This window comes from Microtetraspora niveoalba, assembly GCF_001570405.1.
Lineage (GTDB): Bacteria > Actinomycetota > Actinomycetes > Streptosporangiales > Streptosporangiaceae > Microtetraspora > Microtetraspora niveoalba.
Genome location: NZ_BBYM01000015.1, coordinates 175,706 through 200,368 on the forward strand (window position 1 = coordinate 175,706; position 24,663 = coordinate 200,368).

Genomic DNA, 24,663 nt, shown 5'->3' on the forward strand with positions numbered 1-24,663 from the left:
TTGCGAAGTGACCGTGTGTTACGGCTGTGTCCGGAAACAGGATGAAAGGTGACTACCCAAAGCGGAGTGTCTTGGGTAAGGTCCCCCTGACGGTTACGTCTCAGCGCTAATCGGCGTTTTCCGTGCTGTGCGAATTGGATTCAGGGGCGGGGAGTATGTCATTCAGGGGGAGACGGATGCTCCATATGGCATGCCGTACGGCCGACGTCATAGACCATGCGTTATAGCGGCGATCGGCCGCCCGCCGGCTGGTCTTCCATAATCCGGAAGTGGGCGGCGTGCCAGCCTGGAAAGACCGCCTTCACCTTCGCGGCGGCCGAGAGTGACGACGACGCGACCCGGACCAAGATCACCTACGGCGAGCTCGACTGTCTTACGCAGACATACGCCGCGCATCTGGCCGATTTGGCCGAAGGCCGTCCGGTTCTGCTGCTCTACCCGCCCGGCCTCGACTACGTCATCGCCCTGCTCGCCTGCCTGCGTGCCGGGGTGGTGCCGGTGCCCGCCTACCCTCCCACGGCGCGACGATCGGCGCTGGACCGGCTCTCGGCGATGGTCGCCGACACCGGCGCCACGCTCGCGCTCACCACAGCCATCGGCCGCACACGGCTCCAGCGCCGCGCGGCCGACCGGCCCGAGCTGCTCAAACTCCACACGCCAGACGTGGAGTCCTGGCTGACCGGCCCCGACGTGGCCTACCCCGACGAAGACCCCGTGCCGGGCGACCTCGCGCTCCTGCAGTACACGTCGGGGTCGACCTCACTGCCGCGCGGAGTGCGGCTGACGCACGCCAACCTGCTGCACAACTCGAGCGTGATCTCGCGAGCCTTCGGCACCTCACCGGAGATGCGCGCGGTGTCCTGGCTCCCCCTCCACCACGACATGGGACTGATCGGCGGCATCCTGCAGACCGTGTACTGCGGCGGCACCATCGCCCTCATGTCGCCCGCCGACTTCGTGATGGACCCGGTCCGCTGGCTGCGGTTGATCAGCGACACCCGGGCCACCATCAGCGGTGGCCCGAACTTCGCCTACGACCTGTGCGTCGCCAAGATCTCCCCCGAAGACCTGGCCGATCTCGATCTCAGCTGCTGGGAGGTCGCCTTCAACGGCGCGGAGCCGATCAGCGCCGCCACACTCGATCGCTTCGCCGCCGCCATGGCCGGGTGCGGCTTCCGCGCGGAGTCGTTCACCCCCTGTTACGGCCTGGCCGAGTCCACCCTGATGGTCACCTGCAAGCCGTACGGCTCGGCGCCCGCCTTGACCGTCGTGCCGAGAGACGGCGGATCGGGCCACCTCACTCTTGTGAGCAGCGGCGTGCCGCCCCTCGGCGACCGCCTGGCGATCGTCGACCCGGTCGCGGGGACGTCGGCCGGCGACGGCAGGGAAGGCGAGATCTGGGTGGCGGGCCCCAGCGTCAGCGAGGGCTACCTGGGCGTACCCGACGATGGCTTCACCGGCCGGCTGACAAGCGAGCCGGAGGTCCGGTACCTGCGCACGGGGGACCTCGGCTTCGTCAGGGACGGCCAGCTCTTCGTCACCGGCAGGCTCAAGGATCTCGTCATCATCCGCGGCCGCAACCACTACCCGCGGGATCTGGAGCAGACGGCCGGGCAAGCGCATCCCGCGCTCCGCCCGGGCGGCGGCGCCGCGTTCGCGGTCCACGGCGACGGTACGGAGCGACTCGTCATCGTCCACGAGGTGGACGGGCGGACGCCCGCGCAGGAACTGCCGGCCGTCGTCGCGGCGGTGCGGGCGGCGATCACCGAGACGCACGAGGTGAGCCCCGGCGAAGTCGTGCTGATCCGCGCGGGCTCCCTGCCCAAGACGACGAGCGGGAAGGTCCAGCGGCGCGAGTGCCGCCGCCGCCTCCTCGAAGGCGACCTCAATGTGATGCACACCGGCGGCGCGACGGATGGCCGGCCTGCCGCGGCGGAGGGTGCCGCCGCGGTCATCCGTGAGGCCGTCGCCGTGCTCCTCGGCGTGCCACCGGAGCGCATCCCCCTCGATCGCCCGCTGCCGTCGGCGGGTGCCGACTCGCTTACCATGCTCCAGCTCTGGCACCGGATCCGCACCGAGTACGAGCCGGGCGTGGACCTCGAGGAGGCGATGGGCATGTCCATCGCCGCGCTCGCGGCCACTCTCACCAAACGTGAGACGCCTGCGGCCGACCGGGCGCGGCGGCCGCCGCCGGAGCCGGACGTGCCCTTGTCCGCGACCCAGCGAACGCTGCTGTTCATGGACCAGCTCGTCCCGGACAGCGGCGCGTACCTGCTGTCCGCCGTCGCTCGCGTGCGCTCGGCGGTGGACGTGACCCGGCTGCGGGAGTCCCTCAGGCGCCTGGCCGACCGGCACGAGGCGCTGCGCACCACTTTTTCCACCGGCGATCTGCGAGCCGGGCGCCTGCATGACCGGCTGGAACCAGAGTTCCGCCAGGTGGCGTGTGACGGCTGGAGCGAGGAGAAGATCGACGCCGCCGTGGAGGCGGCGCGGGAACCGCTCGACGTGGCGCACGGTCCGCTGTTCCGGGTCCACCTGTATTCCACCGCGCCCCACGACCACCGGCTCGTCTTCACCGTCCACCACCTGGTCGCCGACCTCTGGTCGATCGCGGTCCTTGTGCGAGAGCTCGACGCGCTCTACGCCGGTGTAGACCCCGGCGGCACGGACGCCTGGCCGTACCGGCGCTTCGTCGAGCAGCAGCGGGAGCTGCTGTCGGGGCCAGAGGGCGAGCGGCTCTGGCGGTTCTGGCGCGACCGGCTGGCGGGCGCCCCCGCCGAGCTGAACCTGCCCACGGACCGGGTCCGTCCCCCCATCGCGCGCCAGCGCGGAGCGGCCGTCGCCGTCGACCTGGACGCGCGCACCAGCGACGCGGTGCGCCGGATCGCCGCCGCGCACGGTGTCACACTCTTCTCCGCCCTGCTCACCGTCTTCCAACTGCTGCTCTCCCGGTACGGCGGGCAGCGCGACGTCGTCGTGGGAACCCCGTTCCACGGGCGCGACCGGGCCGAGTTCGCCGGGACGGTGGGCTGTTTCGTCAACACGGTCGTGTTGCGCACCATGGTTGATCCGGCGGAGCCGTACAGCCAGACGCTGCGACGCGTGCACGCCGAGACGCGTGACGCGTTCAGGCACGCCGCCTTCCCCTTCGCCACGCTTGTGGAGCGTATGCGGCCCGTGCGCGGATCGGGGCACACGCCGCTGGTCCACGCGCTGTTCTCGATGCACCAGTCGCCGCACGTCCCGGGGGGCGATCTGATCCCGTTCGCGCTCGGCCGCGAGGGCGGCGGGCTGCGCCTGGGAGAGCTGGACCTGCGTTCACAGGGCCTCGGCCCGACCGGAGCGCAGTTCGATCTGGCGCTGGCGATGGGCGAACTGGGCGATGGCCGGCTGGGCGGCACACTGGTGTACGACATCGACCTGTTCGACGAGGCGACCGCCGTCCGGGTCGCGGCCCACTTCCGCGTGCTCGCCGAGGCGATCGCCGCCGAGCCCGAGCGAGCGGTCGGCCGCCTGCCCATGCTCACCGACGAGGAACGGCGGCTGGTACTGCGCGACGCCGCGAGAGAGCACCGCAGGCCCGAGCCGTCCGCCTTCGTGTCAGCCCGCATCGGCGAGCAGATCTCACGACGCCCCCACGCGCCCGCGGTCGTCGCCGGCGACATGACGGTGACCTACGCGGAGCTGGGGCGGCGCGCCGGAGGGCTGGCCGGTCGGCTGCGGGAGCTCGGGGTCGGGCCGGGCGACATCGTGGCTGTGGCTTTGCCGCGCACGCCGGACCTGGTGGCCGCGCTGCTTGGTGTGCTGCGGACCGGAGCGGCCTACCTGCCCGTCGATCCGGGCTTCCCCATCCGCCGCATCGAACAGATGATCGGTGACGCCCGTCCCCGCGTCGTCGTCACCACCGGCGAGCACCGGCTGCGGATCCCGTACGGCGACGGCCAAGTGATCAGCCTTGACGAGGGGCGGGAGGACTGGACGGCCGCGGACGTCGGGCCTGACGAGCTCGCGTACGTCATCTACACCTCGGGCTCGACCGGGCAGCCGAAAGGCGTCTCCGTCACCCACGAGGGGCTGGCCAACTTCTGCACCGCCGCCAGGAGGATGTTCGGGATCTCACCGGAGTCACGTTGGCTGGCGGTCACGACGGTGTCGTTCGACATATCGGTGCTCGAACTGCTCGCCCCGCTCACCGCGGGCGCCGTTGTCCACCTGGCCGACCGCGAGACGGCACGCGACGGAGCACGAATGCGCGCCGCGCTGGAAAGCGGCCGGATCACCCATCTCCAGGGCACGCCGGCCACCTGGCAGCTGCTGCTGGACGCCGGCTGGGGTGGCACCCCGGGGCTGACCATGCTGTGTGGTGGAGAGGCGATGCCGGAACAGCTCGCCGCCGAGCTGGCGGGCAAGGGCGCCGTGCTGTGGAACCTCTACGGACCCACCGAGACCACCATCTGGTCGACCGCCACGCCGATCGGCCAGGGCGGCGTCACCATCGGCCGCCCGATCGACGCCACCTCGACCTATGTGCTCGACGACGTGCTACGCCCGGTGCCGCTGGGCACGGCGGGCGAACTCTACATCGGTGGCACAGGAGTGGCCCGCGGCTACCACGACCGTCCCGGCGCGACAGCCGAACGGTTCGTCGCCGATCCTTTCGGTCATCCCGGCGGGCGGCTCTACCGCACGGGCGACCTGGTGCGGCTGCGCTCCGACGGTTCCCTCGACTATCTCGGCCGCTCCGACCATCAGCTCAAGATCCGCGGCTACCGCATCGAGGCCGGCGAGGTCGAGAACGCACTGGAGCGGCACCCCGCGGTGCGTCGCGCCGTGGTGGCCGCTCACGGCGACGACGCCCGCCGTACCCTCGTCGCCTATCTGGAGGGCGTCGCATCCGCAGAGGCGGAGAGTGAGCTCAGACAGACGCTGGCGGAGTCGCTGCCCGGCTACATGATCCCCTCTTCCTTCACCTGGCTCGATCGGCTCCCGACGACGACGAACGACAAGATCGACCGTTCCCGCCTGCCCGCGCCGGAACGCAAGCCACGCGACACGAGCGGCGAGGCTCCGGTAGGCGAGACCGAGCGGGCGCTGGCCCGCATGGCCGGTGAGCTGCTCGGCGTGGAGACGGTGGGCCGGCACGAGAACCTGTTCGACCTCGGCGCGCACTCGTTGCTGCTCTCTCAGCTCGCCGCGCGGGTGAGGGACGCGTTCTCGGTTGAGCTCGCCCTGCACGGTCTGTTCTCCGAGCCCACCGTGGCCGGCCTGGCCAAGACCATCGACAGCGCCGAGCGCCGGGGCCGGGCAGCGATCACACGGGTGGACCGCACCCGCTACGCGGCTGCCCGCTCAGGCGACGGCAAGCTTCACTTACCGGCCGCGCTGCGGCGCCCGGCGGAGGACCGATGAGCGCTCGTCACTATCTCCTGCGCTGTACGGCTTGCGCCCGTTCCTATACCGATGACGGCCACCGGCTCACCTGCTCGGAGCCGCACGAGCCCGCCTACCTACGCACGGAGTACGTCACCAAGAGCCTCCTCCCCAGGGAGGGGGAGGCCGGCCTTTTCCGCTACCGCGACTGGTTGCCGGTCACCGAGGCCACCGCGAACGCGCCGGGCACGGTGATCTACCGATCGCGTGGGCTGGCCGCCAGGCTCGGCTTGAGCGAGTTGTGGATCGCCTTCCACGGCTATTGGCCGGAGCGTGGCGCGTTCGCCGAGACGGCCACGTTCAAGGAGCTCGAGGCGGCCACGGTGCTGGGCAGACGCGCCGACCGGCCCGGCACGCTCGTGGTGTCCTCCGCCGGCAACACGGCCGCGGCCTTCGCCACCGCCTGCTCCGCATCGCAGGTGCCGTGCGTGCTGGTTGTGCCCGAGGGGGCGCTTGGACGGCTGGCCTCCCGCCAACCGCGTCACCCCTGTGTCCGGCTGGTGAGTCTGGGCGGCGGTGCGGACTACACCGACGCGATCGCCTTCGCCGCCAGGATCGCCACACTGAGCGGGTTCGAGGCGGAAGGCGGTGGGTGGAACGTCGGCCGCCGTGACGGCCTGGCGACCGTCATGCTGGCCGCCCACGAGGCCATAGGCCGCACACCTGACCACTACTTCCAGGCGGTCGGCAGCGGCGTGGGGGCCATCGCGGCGCACGAGGCGGCGCTGCGCCTGGGGGAGGAGCCGCCCAGGCTCGTCCTGTGCCAGAACGACTCCTACGCCCCGCTCCACCGTGCGTGGTCCTCGTCCCTGTCCGGTGACGAAATCGGCCTCGCCGACCTGGACGGCGACCGGGCCGGGGCGCATGCGTCCACCACGCCGGAACTGACCAACAGGCAGCCGCCGTACACCGTGCGCGGTGGCGTCCGCGATGTCCTGAAGGAGAGCGGCGGGACGCTGGTGGCCATGAACGACGCCGCGGCCGCGACCGCGATGGAGCTGTTCTCGGAATGCGAGGGCATCGACATCGAACGGCCGGCCGCGTTCGCCGTGGCCGCCCTGCGCCAGGAGGCGGAAGGTGGCCTCATCGCCCGCGACGCGGTCGTCCTGCTCAACATCACCGGCGGCGGGCGGGAGCGGTTCCGCCGCGACCACACCCTGATCCCGGCCGTGGCGGACGTGCGGATGCACAGAGAGCAGGCACTGAGTGCCGACGCTCTCGACCTTGTCGGAAGGCTGACATGACTTCTCCGGAGACCTTCGGAGGCGACGACCGAACCCCCCAAGACAGCCTGGCGGACCGGATCGCCCGCCTGAAGCCGCACGAGCGCGCCGCTCTCGAGCGCCGGCTCGCCGCCCTCGCGGGGGCAGGCCGCCGCCAGGACCGCATCCCGATGCGCGATCCCGACCAGGAGAGGGTGCTGTCGTTCGCCCAAGAGAGCATCTGGCTGCTCCACTGCCTGGACCCGGAAGGTCCAGCGGGTGTCCTGCTTGGTGGGGTTCGTATCACCGGCGACATCGAGGTCGACGCGCTCAGAGGCGCGGTGAGCGATGTGATCGAGCGACATGAGGTGCTGCGCACCACAATTACCGCCGGCGACGGCGCCCCGAGAACGCGCATGTCGCGGGACGCCGAGGCGGAGGTGTCCGTTCACGATCTGCGCGAGGACCCCGAACCCGGACTGCATGAACTGATCGTCGCCGCTACGCGGCGTCCGTTCGACCTGGAACGCGGCCCGCTGCTGCGCCTGCTGCTGGCCAGGCTGGATATGCGTGAGCACGCCCTCGTCCTGGTCATGCACCACATCGCGGGCGATGGCCGCTCGCTGGAGCTGCTCGTCCGCGACATCGCCCAGTCCTACGCGCGCAGGCTCGGCGAAGGCGGCGGCCTTCCGCCGCTTCCCCTCCAGTACGCCGACTACGCGGCCTGGCAGCGGAGCTCGGCTGCCGGCCTGGAGAAGGGGACGGAGTTCTGGCGCGGCCTGCTGGCCGACGTGCCGGCCTCGCTCGACCTGCCCGCAGACCTGCCGCGCCCGGCGCGGCTCAGCGGATCGGGGTCGACACGGACCTTGACCCTGGACGCCGCGCTCGCCGCGGCGCTGCGTGAGCTCGGCCGCGGTTCGGGCGCCAGCCTGTTCATGACGCTGCTGGCCGGACTCGCCGCGGTCGTGAGCCGGTTCACCGGACAGACGCGGGTCCCCATCGCCACCCCCGTGACCGGTCGCGGGCGGCCCGAGCTGGAAGAACTGGTCGGCTGCTTCGTCAACACGCTCGTGCTGCCGGCCGATCTGGCCGCGGCCGCGACCTTCAAGGACCTGCTCGTCCAGGTCAGGACCACCTGCCTGGAGGGTTTCGAGCATCAAGATGTCCCGCTCGACCACGTCATCGCCGCGCTCAACCCGCGGCGCGACCTCGGCCACCTGCCCTACCAGCAGGTCATGCTCATCGTGGAGGAGGCCGCGGACGCCCCAGTGCCCGTGGGCACAGGCCTCACGCTCAGCCCGCTCGACGTGGGCGACGGCGGAATCGCCAAGCGCGACCTGACGCTGACGGCCACCGACACCGGCCACGGCATCAGACTGGACCTGACCTTCCCCGCGGAGCTGTTCCGGCCCGCGACCGCCGCCAGGATGCTCGCCCTCCTGGAGAGGGCTCTCCGCGGCGCGGCGGCCGATCCGGACCGGCCGCTCTCCGAGCTCACCCGTCTCGACGCCGCCGAGTACGAGGAGATCGTGGTGTCCTGGAACAGGACCGCGCCGCTCCCGGCCGGGCGGCCGCTCCACACCCTGTTCGCCGAGCATGCCCGCCGTACTCCCGATGCCGTGGCCGCCGTGGACGAGTCCGGCACGCTGACCTACGCGCAGCTGGAGGGTGACAGCAACAAGCTGGCCCACCACCTGCTGGAGCTCGGTGCGGGCCCGGAAACCCCGGTGGGGATATGCCTCGATCGCTCCAGGGGGATGGTCGTCGGCGTGCTGGGCATCCTGAAGGCCGGCGCCATGTACGTGCCACTGGCGCCGGACCAGCCTGCCGAGCGGCTCCGGCGCATTCTGGACGACACCGGCGCGTGGCTCGTGGTGACCGCGGCGGCGCACCTGGACAGGCTTCCCGCGTCGGTCCGTGCCATACCGCTGGACGACCCGCAGTGGCGCGCACGGCCCGACACTCCGCCCCCTGTGGCGGTTCGTCCTGACCAGGCGGCCTACCTGCTCTACACGTCAGGGTCGACCGGAACGCCCAAAGGCGTGGTGGTCGAGCACCGGCACTTGCACGCCTACGTTCATGCCGTCGTGCGCGACCTCGGGCTCGACACCGCGGGCGACTACGCCATGCTTCAGCCGCTCACCGTCGACTCGTGCCTGACGATGCTCTTCCCGCCGCTGCTGGGCGGCGGGCGGCTGCACCTGATCTCCACCGACCGCGCCGCGGACGCGCGCGCCCTGGCCGGTTACTTCTCCGCTGAAGGCATCGACTACCTCAAGATCGCGCCTTCCCATCTGGCCATGCTGCTGGAGACCGGCGACGGTGACGGAGTGCTGCCGCTGCGCACGCTTGTCATCGGCGGCGAGGCCTCCCACTGGGAGTTCGCCGGACCGCTGCGCGACCGGGCGCGTTGCGCCGTCGTCAACCACTACGGACCCACCGAGACCACGGTCGGCGTCACCGTCAACCCCCTGACACCGGGCGAGCCGCCCGCCGGGGTGACGGTGCCGATCGGCCGGCCGCTCCGCGGCACCACGGTGTACATCCTTGACGCGCGGCTGAGCCCCGTCCCCCTCGGCGTCACCGGCGAGCTGTACGTCGGAGGAGTCAACGTCACGCGCGGCTACTGGGGTCGCCCCGCGCAGACCGCCGCCGCGTTCGTGGCCGACCCATTCAGCGGCACGCCGGGCGGGCGCCTGTACCGCACGGGCGATCGCGCCCGGTTCCTGCCCGACGGCTCGATCGAATACCTGGGCCGCGCGGACGAGCAGATGAAGATCAATGGTTTCCGCGTGGAGCCCGGCGAGATAGAGGCTGCTCTGCTTGCCCACGACGACGTGCGCGAGGCGCTGGTGACGGTGTCCGGCACGCGCCTGGTGGCCTACGTGGCCACGGGAAGGGACGCGGCCGGGCTCCGCGATCATCTGCGCCACCTGTTGCCCGCCCACATGATCCCGTCCGTCTTCGTGCCTGTGGAGGCCCTGCCCCGCACCCCGCACGGCAAGGTCGACAGGTCCGGCCTGCCGCCGGCCTCCGGCGTCGAGGGGGAGCGGACCGCGCCACGCGACATCTGGGAGCGCCTGGTCGCCGACACCTTCGAAAGCGTGCTCGGCTCACCGGCCGGTGTCGACGACGACTTCTTCCTCCTGGGCGGCAGCTCGCTGACGGCCATGGCGGTGGTCGCCAGGCTCCGCCGCGAGGCCGGCGCCGAGATCTCGATGAGAGACCTGTTCCAGAACTCCACCGTCGGCGGGCTGGCAGCCGTCGTCAGGCGGGCAGACGGTCGACCGGACCTCGCGCCGGTCCCGGTGTCGCGTGAGGGGTCGCTGCCGCTGTCGTTCGCTCAGCAGCGGCTTTGGTTCCTGCACCGTTTCGACCCCGGTGACAGCAGCTATCACATGCCGTTCACCGTAAGACTTGACGGCACGCTCGACGTGCGTCACCTCCAGTGGGCCTTCCAGGCGCTTGTCGAGCGCCACGAGGTGCTGAGGTCGATCGTGGTGGCCGAGGATGGCGAGGCGCGTCAGCTCGTGCGGCCTGCGTCCGCTGTCGTCCTTGATGTGGCCGATCTGGCTGATCTGACGGAGCAGGAGCGGACGGCCCGCTTGGCCGAGCTGATCGACAAGACATCGTGCGACCCCTTCGACCTCGCGTCCGAGCCGCCGCTGCGCGCCGTGCTCACCACGCTGTCGGCCGGCGAACACTTGCTCATCATCACCGTGCACCACATCGCCGCCGACGGCTGGTCGATCCGGCTGATCGCCCGCGACCTGGCGGATCTCTACCGCCAGGCGCGTGAGGGCGGCGACGGGGGCCTCAGGCCGCTGCCGCTGCAGTACGCCGACTACGCCGCCTGGCAGCGCGCCATGATGACCGATGACCGACTGGAATCCCAGCTCGGCTATTGGCGGGACCGGCTCGCCGGCCCGCTGCCCGTGCTCGACCTGCCCGCGGACAAGGCGCGGCCGGCCGTCCTGTCGGGTGAGGGCGACACCCATGTCCTCGACCTGCCGCACGACCTGGCCGACCGCCTGCGCGAGCTGGCCAGGGCGCACGGCGCGACGCTGTTCATGGTGTTGCAGGCCGCCCTGAAGGCGACGCTGAGTCGCCTCTCGGGCGCCGGCGACCTCATCGCCGGCACCGTCGTCGCCGGGCGCGGCAGACCCGAGTTCGACGAGGTCGTCGGTTGTTTCGTCAACACCCTGTCGCTGCGCACCGACCTGTCGGGCGACCCCACGTTCGCTCAGCTCCTGCGGAGGGTCAGGACCGGCACCCTGGACGCGTTCGCCAACCAGGACGTGCCGTTCGACCGTGTGGTGGAGGCCGTGCGGCCGGAACGTGACCTCAGCCGCCACCCGATCTTCCAGGTCGCGATCTCCCTCGACGAGGAAGACCTGGCCGCCGACGGCGCCGCGCTGGACACCCGGACAGCCAAGTTCGACCTGCTGGTGGCGTTCGTGGCGAACGGGGCCAGGTTCGCCGCCGTGCTGGAGTACAGCACCGACCTGTTCGTCGCGGCCACCGTGGCCCGCTGGGCCGGGCACCTACGCCAGGTGCTCGAGCAGGTGGCCGTCGATCCGGACCGGCGGGTGAGCGACCTGCGGCTGGTGCCGGAGGAGGAAGAGGCCGCGCTCGTCGCGCGATGGAACCGCACGGACGTGCCTTACCCGCGCGAGGCGGCGATCCACGTGCTCGTCGAGGAGCATGCGGCGGCCGCTCCCGACAGGGTCGCGCTCGTCCTGCCGGGCGGGGAGCGTGATCTGACCTACGGCGAGCTCGACCGGCGCGCCAACCGGCTGGCCAGACTGCTGCGTGCCCGGGGAGCGCGGGACGAGTCGAGGGTCGGCGTGCTGCTCGAGCGCTCGGCCGACCTCGTCGTCGCCGAACTGGCCGTGCTGAAGGCCGGCTGCGTCTACGTGCCGTTCGAGACCGACACCCCTCCGGCCCGGCTGGCGCACATGCTGGAGGACACCGGCGCGGAGACCGTGGTCACCTCATCGGCGTTGCGCAACCTGCTTCCCGGGGACCTGCCGGCGTTGGCCGTGGACGAGCTGGGCGAAGAACTCGCCCGCATGCCGGGCACCAGACTGGGCCTGCCGGTGCGGGCCGATCGGCTCGCGTACGTGATGTACACGTCAGGATCGACAGGAGACCCCAAGGGCATCGCGATCGCCCACCACGGCGTGGTCAGGCTGGTCCACGGCAGCGACCTGGCCTCGCTCACGCGTGACGACGTTCTGCTGCAGGTCGCGCCGGCCGCCTTCGACTCGGTGACCTTCGAAGTGTGGGGTGCCCTGATCAACGGCGCGAAGCTGGTCATTGCCAGCCCCGGCAAACCCTCCCTCAGCGAGATCGAGCGGCTCGTCCGCGAGCACGGCGTCACCACGCTGCTGCTGACGGCGGGATTGTTCCACCAGCTGGTCGACCACCGCCCAGGTGTGCTGCGCGCCCTGCGCCGGCTGCTGAGCGGTGGCGACGTCATGCTCGCCGGACACGCCAGGCGAGCCCTGCGCGCGGCCCCGGACCTCGACCTGACCAACTGCTACGGCCCCACCGAGAGCACCACGCTGGCCAGCCGCCACCCCGTCACGGAGGAGAGCCTGGCCAGGCCCTCGCTGCCGATCGGCCGTCCCATCTCCAACACCACGCTCCACGTGCTCGACAGGCGGTTGCGCCCGGCCCCGATCGGGGTCGCCGGCGAGCTCTACATCGGTGGCGACGGCCTGGCCAGAGGCTATTGGCGACGGCCGGGGCTGACGGCAACCGCGTTCGTGCCGGATCCGTTCTCCGGCACGCCGGGAGCCAGGCTCTACCGCTCCGGCGACCTGGCCCGCCGTCTGCCGAACGGGGAGATCGAGTTCCTCGGCCGCGGCGACGGCCAGGTGAAGATCCGCGGATTCCGCGTCGAGCTCGGCGAGGTGGAGACGGTGCTCGGCCGTCACCCGGCCCTGGCCTCCGCCGTCGCCAGTGTGACCAGGCCGGACGGCAGGCTCGTCGCCCACATCGTGCCGCACGAACCAGGCAGCGGGGAGCGCGAGCTGGAGGTTGCGGTGCTCGCCTGGATGGCTGAGCGCGTCCCCGCATACATGGTGCCAAGCGCGGTGGTCGTCCTCGACCGGCTCCCGCTGACCGGGAACTTCAAGGTGGATCGCGCCGCACTGCCGGCCCCCGACTGGAACGCGCGCAAGTCCGCGCACGTCTCCCGGCTGCCGCGCGGCACCGTGGAACGCGACCTGGCAGCCATCTTCGGCGAGGTGCTCGGCCTGTCCTCGGTCGGCGCGGATGACGACTTCTTCACGCTGGGCGGCCATTCACTGCTCGCGACCGGCGTGCTGGCCAGGATCCACGATCGTTTCGGCGCGGAGCTCCCGGTCAGGGCCCTGTTCGAGAGCCCGACCGTGGCGGGGCTCGCCACGCGCCTGGACGGCACCGCCGTACGGGAAAGACCTCTTCCTCCGGTACGGCGAGCCGACGGCGACGACGAGCCCGTCCCTGTGTCCTTCGCCCAGCGCCGCCTGTGGTTCCTCGACCAGCTCGACCCCGATTCCACCGCCTACACCATGCACGGCCGCTGGCGGCTGCGCGGTCTGCTCGACGGCGACCTGCTGGAACGCTGCCTGCGTGTGGTCGTCGAGCGGCACGAGGCGCTGCGCACGGGCTTCCCCACAGTGGACGGGCTGCCGGTGCAGCGGATCCTGCCCGCGGACTCGTGGGCGATGGAGCGCACCGACGTGGAGGACGAGGCCGCGGCGCTGCGGCTGTGCGATGAGGAGGCCGCGGCGGTCTTCGACCTGGCCAACGGTCCTCTGCTGCGCGCGCGGCTGATCAGGCTCACCGACGTCGAGCACACCCTGAGCGTCACCGTGCACCACATCGTCGCCGACGGGTGGTCGGTCGGGGTGCTGGCCACCGAGCTCAGCAAGCTCTATCGCGCGGGCGGCGACCCGACCCTCGCCGAGCTGCCGGAGCTTCCCGTGCGCTATCGCGACTACGCCCGCTGGCAGCACACCTGCCTCTCGGACGAGTCGCTGGCGCCGCACCTGGATTACTGGAGGAAGCGGCTGTCGGACGCGCCCCGTGGCATCGACCTGCCCAGACGGATGGGACAGGCCGGGCAGACGCCGCGCGGAGGCATGGCCGACCTGCGGCTGGGCGCCGCCGAGACGGGTGAGATCAGGCGGCTGTTCGCCGAGCAGGGCGTCACCGTTTTCATGGGGCTGCTCGCCACGATGGCGACGGTGCTGTCCCGCTGGTCCGGACGTCCTGACGTGGTGATCGGTGTGCCGATAGCCGGGCGCGGCCGAGTCGAGCTGGAACAGCTCATCGGCATGTTCATGAACACGCTGGCCATGCGCGTGGAGCTGCCGGATGACCCGACGTTCGCCGAGTTGCTGGACCGGGTGCGCACGCTGGCCCTGGACGGCTACGCCCACCAGGACCTGCCGTTCGAGCGGCTCATCGAGGAACTGCAGCCGGAACGGGACCTCACCAGAACCCCCCTCGTCCAGGTCGCGCTCAATGTGGTGAACGTCGCCAAGGGCACGCTGACGTTGCCGGGCGTCAAGGTGGAGGCGCTGCGCGAGCCGGAGATCGGCCCCAAGTTCGACATGACGCTCTACGTGACCGAGGGCGACGACCACTTCGACCTGGTGCTCAGCTACCGGGAGGACTTGTACGAGCCCGAGCTGATGGCCGATTTCCTCGGTCAGCTCGCCCGGCTGCTCGCGGCCGCCGCAGCGGACCCGCACCGCCGGGTGCGTGCCTACCCGCTGGCCGGCGAGGCCAGTCGCTCCGGGCCGCACGCGACCTCGCGCGAAGCGTCCGCCGGCGACACCGGGCGGCCCGCGCCGCTGCACGAGAAGCCCGCCAGGAACGCCGAGCGCTTCCCCGAGGTGCCTGCCCTCATCGGCGCGACGGGCTCTCTGACCTATGGCGAGCTTGACCGCGCCGCCAACCGCCTCGGCCACCGGCTGATCGAACAGGGCGTCCGCCCGGGCGACCTCGTGCCGCTCGTCGCCACCAGGTCGGTGGGACTGGTCGTGGCCATGCTCGCCTGCCACAAGGCGGGGGCCGCCTTCGCCCTGATCGACTCCGCCCACCCGCCGGCGCGCAGGGAGCGGTTGTGCGCGCACGTCGGCGGGCGGGTGATGCTCGACATCGCCGCGGATCCCGACGGCTGGCACGCACCGGACCAGCCCGAGACCGCACCCTCGCCTGCCCGGCCAGCGGACGCCGCCTACGTCATGTTCACCTCCGGCTCCACCGGAGAACCCGCCCCTGTCCTCGGCGGCCACGGGCCGGTCGCCCACTTCCTGGACTGGCACATCTCGGCCTTCGGCCTCACTCAGAACGACAGGTTCGCTCTGCTGTCCGGCCTGGCCTACGACCCGCTCCTGCGTGACGTGTTCACCCCGCTGCACCTCGGCGCCACGCTGGCCATCCCCACCGCCGACACCATGGCGGACCCGGCCCTGCTCAGGGACTGGATGGCGGGCAACGGTGTCACGGTCGCGCACGTCACGCCGCCGCTGCTGCGGTTCCTCGCCGAGGGCGCCGCGCCCGCGGCGCTGCCCGAGCTGCGCTGGGTGTTCTGCGGCGGCGACGTGCTCACCCCCGCGGACGTCGCCAGGTTGCGGGTGATCGCGCCGTCCGCGCGGTGCGTGAGCTTCTACGGCGCGACCGAGACGCCGCAGGCGATGACCTGGGCAGAGGTGTCCCCTACGGAGGTCCACACACCCGTTCCCCTCGGCCGCCCGATCCCTGGAGTCGACCTGCTCGTCACCGGCGCCGGCGGCCAGCCGTCCGCGCTTGGTGAGATCGGCGAGCTGTGCATCCGTACACCGCACCTCGCCTGGGGTTACTCGGGGCGTTTCGGGTTGACGGCGGAGCGGTTCGTGGCGGATCCGTGGGGTGGGGGTGGTCGGTTGTATCGGACGGGTGATCTTGCTCGGTGGCGTGGTGATGGGGTGCTGGAGTTCCTTGGGCGTGTCGATCGTCAGGTGAAGGTGCGGGGGCATCGGGTGGAGCCGGCTGAGGTGGAGTCGGTGTTGCTGTCGTGTCCTGGGGTGCTGGGTGCGGCGGTGCGGGGTTGGGGTGGCGGCTTGGTGGCGTATGTGGTGGCGCCCTCGTGGCGGGGGGTGTCGGTGGTGCGGCGGTTTGCGGGGGAGGTTTTGCCGGAGTTCGCGGTTCCTTCGCGGTTTGTGGTGGTGGAGGAGCTGCCGTTGACCGTGAACGGGAAGGTGGATTGGGGGGCGTTGCCGGATCCCGGTGCGGCGGAGGTTTCCGCGGAGGGGTTCGTGGCGCCGGTGACGCCGGTGCAGGTGGCGCTGGCCGGGATCTGGGGCGAGGTGCTGGGGTGTGCCCGGGTGGGCATCCACGACAACTTCTTCACACTCGGCGGCCACTCGCTGCTGGGCACCCAGATGATCGCCCGTGCCCGCGCGGAGACGGGCGCCGACCTCGGAGTTCGCGACTTGTTCGAGGCCCCGACCATCGAGCGGCTGGCGACAGTGATCGTCGAACGGCGGCTGGCCGCCGAGTCCGAGCTGCTGGCCGCCATCGAGAACTTGTCCGACGAGGAAGTGGCGGCGCTGCTGCGCCGTCCGGGGAGCGAGCATGAGTGACACCTCCGCCCGAGTGAACGCCCTCTCGGCCGACCGGCGAGCCCTGTTGGAGCGACTGCTCGCCGAGCGCGCCGCGGGCGTGGCGCCCATCGGCAGGCGCCGGGCCACTGACGAGCCGCCGCTCTCCTTCGCCCAGGAACGCATGTGGGCGCTGCACCAGCTGGACGGCGGAGGCGCCACTTACAACATGAAGGGTGCCGTGCGGATCGACGCCGGCCTCGACGTCGATGCCCTCACCTGGGCCTTTCACCGGGTCGTCGGACGGCACGAGATTCTGCGCGCCACGTTCGTGCTCGGCGAGGACGGCAGGCCGGCTATGCGGATCGAGCCGTCCGCCGACGTAACGATCCGCCGCGAACAGGCCGCCGACTGGGCCGCGGCCGAGCGGCTGGCCGCCGAGGCCGCGGCCGCCCCCTTCGACCTGGAGCGAGGCCCGCTCCTGCGGGTGCTGCTGGTCGAGGTCGCGTCCGGCGGGCACCTGCTCGCGGTGAGCGTCCACCACATCGTCGCCGACGGTTGGTCGGTCGGCGTGCTGGTCGGCGAGCTCGCCCGAATGTATTCCGCCAGGCGGCAGGGCCTGCCCGATCAGCTGCCACCCCTGACGATCCAATACTCCGACTACGCCGCCTGGCAGCGAGCGGAGCTGGCCGGCAAGCGGCTGGATGGCCTGCTGGCCTACTGGACCAACCACCTGGAGGGCGCGCCTGCCGTCCTCGACCTGCCCTCGGACCGGCCACGGCCGGCCGTACGGAGCTCTCGCGGTGCGGTCGCGCCAGTGGAGATCCGGGCAGGGGCCGCGGCTGGGCTGCGTGCGCTCGCGTCCGCGCACGGCGCCACCCCGTTCATGGTGGTCCTCGCGGCCATGGCGGTGGTGCTGTCGCGTTACAGCGGGCAGCGCGAGGTGGTGGTGGGCACGCCCGTCGCCGGACGGCCGCGGCCCGAGCTGGAGCCGCTCATCGGCCTGTTCGTCAACTCGCTCGCCCTCAGGATCGACCTCGACGGCGACCCCGCCTTCGCCGAGCTGCTCGCTCGGGTGAAGGCCGTTGCGCTGGGCGCCTACGAGCACCAGGAGCTCCCGTTCGAGCGGCTGGTCCAGGCCATCGCGCCGCCCCGCGACCCGGCACACCCGCCGATTTTCCAGGTCCAGCTCGCCATGGACAACACCCCCGCGGCCGCCCCCACGGGATGGCCGGACGGCACGCAGATCCGCGTCGACAACGCCACCGCCAAGTTCGACCTCAACCTCATGCTCTCCCCGGACGGCGAGGGCCTGCGCGGCGGCGTGGAGTACGCGAAGGATCTGTTCGACCGGTCCACGATCGAGCGCTTCATCCGGCATCTGCTGAGGGTCGTCGAGCAGGCCGTCGAGGATCCGGCACGGCCGATCTCCGAACTCGATCTGCTGGAGGAGTCAGAACGGCTGGAGGCGCTGGCCGCCGCCACGGGCCCTGCGGCGGCGGAGCCGTCCGATTGCCTGCATCGGCTGGTCGCGGCGCAGGCCGAGCGCACGCCGGAGGCGACAGCGCTCGTCACAGACACCGAGAGCCTCACCTTCCGGGAGCTGGGGCGGCGTGCCAACCGGCTGGCCCACCACCTGCGCGCACTCGGGGCAGGACCGGAGACGGTTGTGGGCGTGCACCTGGAACGCGGCGTGGACCTGGTGGTGAGCGTTCTCGGCGTGCTGACGGCGGGCGCGGTCTACCTGCCGCTGGATCCGGCGTACCCGCTGGAGCGGCTGTCGGCCATGGCGGCCGACGCGGGTGCCTCGCTGATCGTGAGCGCGGTGGACCGCGGCCTGCCGGGGATCCTCGTGCTGGCGGAGACCGACCTCGGCGGGTACCCGGACACACCGCCGCCGGTGGAAGAGACGCCGGATCACCTGGCGTACACGATCTTCACATCAGGATCCACGGGGCGGCCCAAGGGCGTGCAGGTGACCCATCGCGCCATCGCCAACCGGCTTATGGCGATGCGGGAGGAATACCGTGTCGGCCCGGATGACGCGATCCTGCACAAGACCCCCATCGGCTTCGACCCGTCTGTGTGGGAGCTCTTCCTCCCCCTGCTGTCCGGCGCTCGGCTGGTGGTCGCGGCGCCGGGCGCCCACCGCGATCCCGCGGCGCTGCGGAGGACCATCGCGGCTCAAGGGGTGACCATGTGCCACTTCGTGCCGTCAATGCTCCGCGCCTACCTGGACAACGAGCCGTTGCCCGGCTGCGTCACCCGTGTCGTCTGCAGTGGCGAGGCGCTCCCCGCCGACCTCGCCGGGAGGTTCCTGCGCGACTGCGAGGCGGCTCTGGTGAACCTGTACGGTCCCACTGAATCGGCCATCGACGTGACCGCGCACCCCGTCGCCGAGACCGGTCAGACCATCCCCATCGGCCGTCCGGTGCCCGGGGTCGCCGTCCACGTTCTCGACGCCCGGCTGCGGCCCGTCCCGGTGAACGTGCCGGGCGAGCTCTACATCGGTGGCGCGCAGCTCGCCCGCGGCTACTCGGGGCGTTTCGGGTTGACGGCGGAGCGGTTCGTGGCGGATCCGTGGGGTGGGGGTGGTCGGTTGTATCGGACGGGTGATCTTGCTCGGTGGCGTGGTGATGGGGTGCTGGAGTTCCTTGGGCGTGTCGATCGTCAGGTGAAGGTACGGGGGCATCGGGTGGAGCCGGCTGAGGTGGAGTCGGTGTTGCTGTCGTGTCCTGGGGTGCTGGGTGCGGCGGTGCGGGGTTGGGGTGGCGGCTTGGTGGCGTATGTGGTGGCGCCCTCGTGGCCGGGGGTGTCGGTGGTGCGGCGGTTTGCGGGGGAGGTTTTGCCGGCGTTCGCGGTTCCTTCGCGGTTTGTGGTGGTGGAGGAGCTGCCGTTGACCGTGAACGGGAAGGTGGATTGGGGGGCGTTGCCGGATCCCGGTGCGGCGGAGGTTTCCGCGGAGGGCTTCGTGGCGCCGGTGACGCCGGTGCAGGTGGCGCTGGCCGGGATCTGGGGCGAGGTGCTGGGGTGTGCCCGGGTGGGCATCCACGACAACTTCTTCACACTCGGCGGCGACTCCATCACCGCCATCCGCGTTGTCGCGCTCGCCCGCGACCAGGGCATCGACCTGGAGGTCAACGACCTCTTCCGGCACCCCACGATCGACAGGTTCGCGACGGTCAGCGGAAAGACGGCGCCCACCGCGCCCGCGCCCGAGCGAGGACTGCTGTCCGACACCGACCGTGAGCGGTTCGCCGAAATGAAGCGCGCCTTGGAACGTCACGACGGAAATGAGGGAGCCAATGCGTCTGATTGACGCCTATCCGTTGTCCATGCTGCAGAGCGGCATGTTGCTGCACAGCCAGGACGAGACGGCACGCTCGACCTACCGCGACATCCTCAGTCTTGAGGTGGCAGGGCCGCTCGACCTGGAGATCCTCCAGCAGGCCGTCAACGCCGCGCTGGCGCGGCACGCCACGCTCCGTACCGGGTTCGACCTGACCTCCTTCAGCGAACCCATGCAGCTCCTCTACGAGGATATCGACGCCGCTATCACCATGACGGACCTGCGAGACCTCGCCGAGGAAGACCAGGCCAGGAAGATCGAGGAGTGGTTCGAGGAGGAGAAGACCCGGCCCCTCGACTGGAGCAGGCCCCCGCTGGCCCGCTTCCACGTTCACCGGCTGGCCGACCAGCGCCACCGGGTCGGGCTCACCTTCCACCACGCGATCCTGGACGGTTGGAGTCTTGCTTCCCTCGTGACCGAGCTCATGGCCCGCTGCCAAGGCGTGACCGACCTGCCGAAGCCGTCCGTCTCCATGGCCGACTACGTGGCGCTCGAACGGCAGGCGCTCGACGACCCGGAGGCCAAGCGCTTCTGGCAGCAGACCTTGAGCGGCCGGCCGTTCACCGCCTTGCCCCGATGGCCGGAGCGAGAGTCCGCCGACCACTGCTCCGTCAGGGTGAAGGTTGAGCGCGAGATCGCCGACCGGCTCCAGGAGCTGGCGCGCGACCTGGGTGTCCCGGTCCGTTCCGCGATCTTGACGGCTCACCTCGCGGTGCTGAGACTCCTGTCGGGCGAGCACGACCTGTGTACGGGGTTGGTCACCCATGGCCGTCCGGAGACTGCAGGCGGCGACGCCGCGCTCGGGCTGTTCCTCAACACCGTCCCGTTCCGGTTCACGTTCCCCAAGGGCACCTGGCGCGAGGTCGTGAGCCGGGTGTTCGAGGCGGAGACACGGCTGCTGCCATACCGCCGCTATCCGCTCGCGCAGCTGCACCGTGACCACCTCCAGGCCGGCGAATCGCTGTTCGAGGTCGCCTTCGACTTCCGCAACTTCCACGTCTACGAGTCACTGGGCGACGACGGTCAGGCCAGGATCGTGGACAGTAAGTTCTTCGAACGCAACAACTTTCCGATCACGGTCAACGCCGGGTTGTCGGGCTCGGAGCTGGAGCTGAACTTCGTCAGCGACCCGCGCGAGTTCCCCGCCGCCCAGCTGCACCGGATGGCCGGCTACTACACCTCGGCACTGGCCGCCCTGGCGTATGCGCCGGACCAGCCCGTCACCGTGGTCGACCTGCTGTCGGAGGCCGAGCGCAAGGAGCTGATCGGCACGTGGAACGACACGGCGGCCGACTGGCCGGATGCCACGGTGGACCAGCTCATCAGGGAGCAGGCTCGCAGGACGCCTGACGCCTATGCCGTCGGTGACCTGACCTACGGCGAACTCGTCAGCCGGGCGGACTCGATCGCGGCGGACCTTCACGTCAGGGGTATCGGACGCGGCAGCCTGGTCGGCGTCTGCATGGGCCGCTCGCCGGAGATGGTGGTGGCGATCCTGGGGGTATTGGTGGCCGGTGCGGCCTACGTCCCTATCGATCCTGCCTATCCCGCTGAGCGGATCTCCTACGTGATCGAGGACGCTGGTATGCCGGTGATCCTCACCAGCGGCGCCGCCGCGGAGTCCCTGCCGGTGGGCGCGGCGGCTTTGGTCGACGTGGGTGAGGTGCTGAGCCGTGCGCCGGTCCCGCACCTCGTCGAGCGCGACCATGGTGCAGGTGACCTGATGTACGTCATCTACACCTCGGGTTCGACCGGTCGTCCCAAGGGGGTCATGGTCTCGCACGGGAACGTGGCCAACCTGCTGCACTCCATGGCCGAGCAGGTGGGTGCCGGCAGCGACGACGTGGTCGTGGCGTTGACGTCGCTCTCCTTCGATATCGCCGCGCTGGAGCTGTTCCTCCCGCTCATCAGCGGCGCTCGCCTGGTGGTGGCCGGGGATCTCCTCTTCGAGCCCGAACGCGCGCTGGCCCAGCTCCCCGCTCCGCCGACGCTGATGCAGGCGACCCCGTCTGTGTGGCGGCAGATCACCGCGGGCCGGTCGGAGTTCCCGCGATCGATGCGTGTGCTGTGCGGAGGAGAGGCGCTTCCAGACGATCTCGCCGCCGATCTCGCCGCTCGCTTCGACCAGGTCTGGAATGTGTACGGCCCGACGGAGACCACGATCTGGTCCTCCGCAGACCCCGTCGTCGTCTCGGGCCGGCCTTCGCTGGGCTACCCGCTGGCCAATACCCAGCTCTACGTGCTCGACGCGGAGATGTCGCCGGTTCCCCCCGGGACGCCCGGCGAGCTGTACATCGGCGGCGACGGCGTCACCTGGGGGTATCTGAACCAGCCGGCTCTGACAGCCGGCTGCTTCGTCGCGGATCCCTTCTCCGATACGCCGGGGGCCAGGCTCTATCGGACCGGTGACGTGGCGCGCAGGCTGCCCGACGGGCGCATCGAGTTCCTCGGCCGGCTCGACCACCAGGTCAAGCTCCGTGGCCACCGCATCGAACTCGCCGAGGTCGAGGCCGCGATCATGTCGCACCCGAGCGTCCACTCCGCGGCCGTGGTCCTCCAGGAAGACGGTCCTGACGATCGCCGCCTGATCGCGTATGTGGTGCTGAAGCCGGACGCCAGACCGCCCTCCGACCCTCGGGGGTACCTGGCGGCCAAGCTGCCCGTGCAGATGGTGCCTGCGGCCTTCATTCCCATGGAGGCCCTGCCGCTGACCCCCAACGGGAAGATCGACCGCAAGGCGCTGCCGCGGGCGGGCCGCGACAGGCCCGTGCTGGCCCGCACTCCCACGCCGCCCAGGGACGACCTGGAACGCGATCTTGCCAAGCTGTGGGCGGAGACGCTCCGCTTCGAGTCGATCGGCGTCTACGACCAGTTCTTCGACCTCGGCGGCGACTCGCTGCTGGCGCTGCGGCTGCTGGCCAAGGTCCGCCAGGAGTTCGCCTCGGAAGTGCCCGCCTCCGTGCTGTTCGAGCAGGGAACCGTGGCGGCGATGGCCGAGTCCGTCCGGTCGAGGTCGGAGGGCATGAGGGGCCCTGCGGTGGTGCTGAGCCCGGAGGGGGATCGGACGCCGCTGCTTTGCGTCCACCCGCTCGGCGGGCACGTGTTCTGCTACCGCGAGATGGCCGGCCATTTCGGCGCCGCAGGTCACAAGTTCTACGCCTTCCAGGCGCCCGGCCTCGAGCACGGTGAGCCCATGGAGAGCATCGAGGAGCTTGCCGCCCACTATCTGGAGGCCGCCAAGGCAGTGCAGCCGCACGGCCCATACCTGCTCACCGGTTGGTGCATGGGCGGTGTCGTGGCGTTCGAGATGGCGCGGCAGCTGGAGGCCGCGGGAGAGAAGGTCGGCCTGCTCGGCATCATCAGCTCCAACGCCAACGAGCCGGTGCCGGAAGCCTACGCCCAGGACGAGATCCGCCTGCTGCTCGACGTCGTCTACGCCAAGGGGCTCGATCTGACCCCCGACGACCTCGCCGGGCTCACCGAAGAGGAGCGTTTCAGCGTGGCGCTCGCCGCGGCCAAGCGCGCCACCGACATCCGCCAGGACATCCTCACCAAGGACCAGCTCAAGCGGATCACCCGCGTGTACGGGGTCCACGCGAGGGCCTCGCTCGCCTACCGGCCAGACCCGCTAGCCGCGAACGCCGTGCTGTACCGCCCGTCGGAAGGGCACGAGGGAGCGCCTCACGACCTCGGCTGGGCACCGCTGGTCGCCGGTCGCCTCGACATCGAGACTGTCCAAGGCACGCACTACTCGCTGCTGAGCGGGCCGAACGGCGCGGCGCTCGCCGCCCGGATGATCGCCAGGATCGCCGGCGAGGAGGGGAGCGGGGAATGACCCGGATGCCTGGTTTTCTCGTAGTTTGGTTCGGCCAGCTCGTTTCCGTGATCGGCTCGGCGACCAGTGGATTCGCGCTCAGCCTGTGGGTCTATCAGGAGACCGGCTCGGTCACCAGGTTCGGTGTCAGCCTCGTCTGTGGCTTCGTCCCCGGCATCTTGGCCGCGCCGTTTGCAGGCGTGGTCATCGACCGGTGGAACCGCAGGGCGGTGCTGCTGGTCGCGGACGCCGTCGCCGGGCTGGCCATGGGCGGGATCGTGCTCGCTCACTCCTTGGGTGATCTGCGGATCTGGCATGTCTACGCCTTCCAGGCCGTCGCCTCGGTGTGCGCGGCCTTCCAATGGCCGGCGCTGACCGCGGCGATCGCGGTCCTCGTGCCGAAACAGCATCTCGGCCGCGCCAACGGCATGGTCGGCACCGGCCAGGCCGTCGCCGAGCTCAGCGCGCCACTGCTGGCCGCCGGACTGCTGAACGCCTTCGGGCTCGGCGCCGTGGTCGCGTTCGACTTGGTCTCGTTCGGCTTCGCGCTGCTCACGTTGGCCGTCGTGCGGGTCCCGGGCGTCGCGGCCGACAAGGGCACGGGCGTGGCGTTCGTCCGGGAGGTGACGGAGGGCTGGCGCTACCTGCTGGGTGCACGAGGGCTGCTGGGCCTGCTGGTGTTCTTCGCCGTCTGCAACTTCGTCACGGGTGGCGTGACTGTGCTGGTCACCCCGTTGGTGCTGTCGGTCGCCTCGGTCACGGCGCTGGGCACGATCGCCTCGATCGGCGGTTTCGGAATGTTGGCCGGCGGGTTGCTCATGTCGGCGTGGGGCGGGCCGGCCCGGCGCGTGCCGCTCATCTGCGGCGCCGCTGCCTTCGCCGGGGGCCTGCTGCTCATCGCCGGCGGATGGCCCGGTCTGGTGGTCTTCGGTGTCGTGTCGTTCGCCTACTTCTTCTGCATCCCCGTCGTCAACGCCTCCAGTCAGACGATCTGGCAGCTCAAGGTGGACCCCGTCCTCCAAGGCCGCGTGTTCTCCACGCGTCGGATGATCGCCCAGTCCTGCGTGCCGATCGCCTATCTGCTGGTTGGTTTCCTCGCCGAGCGTACGGACTCGGGCGGGCCGCTGGTGCTGGCCGCCCTGGGCGTGGTGATGGTGGCGGCGGCCGGGATCACCTTCGCGAACCCGCGCGTCAGGGGGGTCGAGTCCGATCTCGATGCCCCTGTCACGCAGGCCGCCGTCCGGTGACGCACCAGAGACCTGCGCAAATCCCGGGGCCCCGAGGGCC

General features: G+C 71.0%; 6 protein-coding genes. All 6 read left to right on the forward strand.

The features are described from left to right. Window positions 1-216: 216 nt before the first annotated feature. From AWQ70_RS15690 to AWQ70_RS15715, 6 genes are read left to right on the forward strand one after another with little or no spacing between them, the layout of a single operon-like run. On the forward strand, window positions 217-5,409 hold the full coding sequence (locus tag AWQ70_RS15690) for a non-ribosomal peptide synthetase (RefSeq protein ID WP_067176332.1): 5,193 nt from the start codon (window positions 217-219) through the stop codon (window positions 5,407-5,409). Then, window positions 5,406-6,674: a cysteate synthase gene (locus AWQ70_RS15695; protein WP_067176335.1), complete on the forward strand. Its 1,269-nt coding sequence runs from the start codon at window positions 5,406-5,408 to the stop codon at window positions 6,672-6,674. The genes AWQ70_RS15690 and AWQ70_RS15695 overlap by 4 nt, the downstream gene beginning before the upstream one ends. Continuing rightward, the gene (locus tag AWQ70_RS15700) at window positions 6,671-16,255 is read left to right on the forward strand and encodes a non-ribosomal peptide synthetase (RefSeq protein WP_067176338.1); all 9,585 of its coding nucleotides are present in this window, start codon (window positions 6,671-6,673) and stop codon (window positions 16,253-16,255) included. The genes AWQ70_RS15695 and AWQ70_RS15700 overlap by 4 nt, the downstream gene beginning before the upstream one ends. Continuing rightward, entirely contained in the window at window positions 16,248-19,532 is a 3,285-nt protein-coding gene (locus AWQ70_RS15705; protein WP_084517135.1) for a non-ribosomal peptide synthetase, read from the forward strand. The genes AWQ70_RS15700 and AWQ70_RS15705 overlap by 8 nt, the downstream gene beginning before the upstream one ends. Then, on the forward strand, window positions 19,519-23,397 hold the full coding sequence (locus AWQ70_RS15710; RefSeq protein ID WP_067176345.1) for a non-ribosomal peptide synthetase: 3,879 nt from the start codon (window positions 19,519-19,521) through the stop codon (window positions 23,395-23,397). The genes AWQ70_RS15705 and AWQ70_RS15710 overlap by 14 nt, the downstream gene beginning before the upstream one ends. Next, complete coding sequence (locus AWQ70_RS15715; RefSeq protein ID WP_084517140.1) at window positions 23,394-24,623, forward strand: MFS transporter; 1,230 nt, start codon at window positions 23,394-23,396, stop codon at window positions 24,621-24,623. The genes AWQ70_RS15710 and AWQ70_RS15715 overlap by 4 nt, the downstream gene beginning before the upstream one ends. Window positions 24,624-24,663: the final 40 nt, after the last annotated feature.

What these genes read in the sequence shown, in the direction of transcription:
- AWQ70_RS15715 (WP_084517140.1), top strand. Translation starts at nt 23,394, where the DNA reads ATGACCCGGATGCCTGGTTTTCTCGTAGTTTGGTTCGGCCAGCTCGTT.
- AWQ70_RS15705 (WP_084517135.1), top strand. Translation starts at nt 16,248, where the DNA reads ATGAGTGACACCTCCGCCCGAGTGAACGCCCTCTCGGCCGACCGGCGA.
- AWQ70_RS15710 (WP_067176345.1), top strand. Translation starts at nt 19,519, where the DNA reads ATGCGTCTGATTGACGCCTATCCGTTGTCCATGCTGCAGAGCGGCATG.
- AWQ70_RS15695 (WP_067176335.1), top strand. Translation starts at nt 5,406, where the DNA reads ATGAGCGCTCGTCACTATCTCCTGCGCTGTACGGCTTGCGCCCGTTCC.
- AWQ70_RS15690 (WP_067176332.1), top strand. Translation starts at nt 217, where the DNA reads ATGCGTTATAGCGGCGATCGGCCGCCCGCCGGCTGGTCTTCCATAATC.
- AWQ70_RS15700 (WP_067176338.1), top strand. Translation starts at nt 6,671, where the DNA reads ATGACTTCTCCGGAGACCTTCGGAGGCGACGACCGAACCCCCCAAGAC.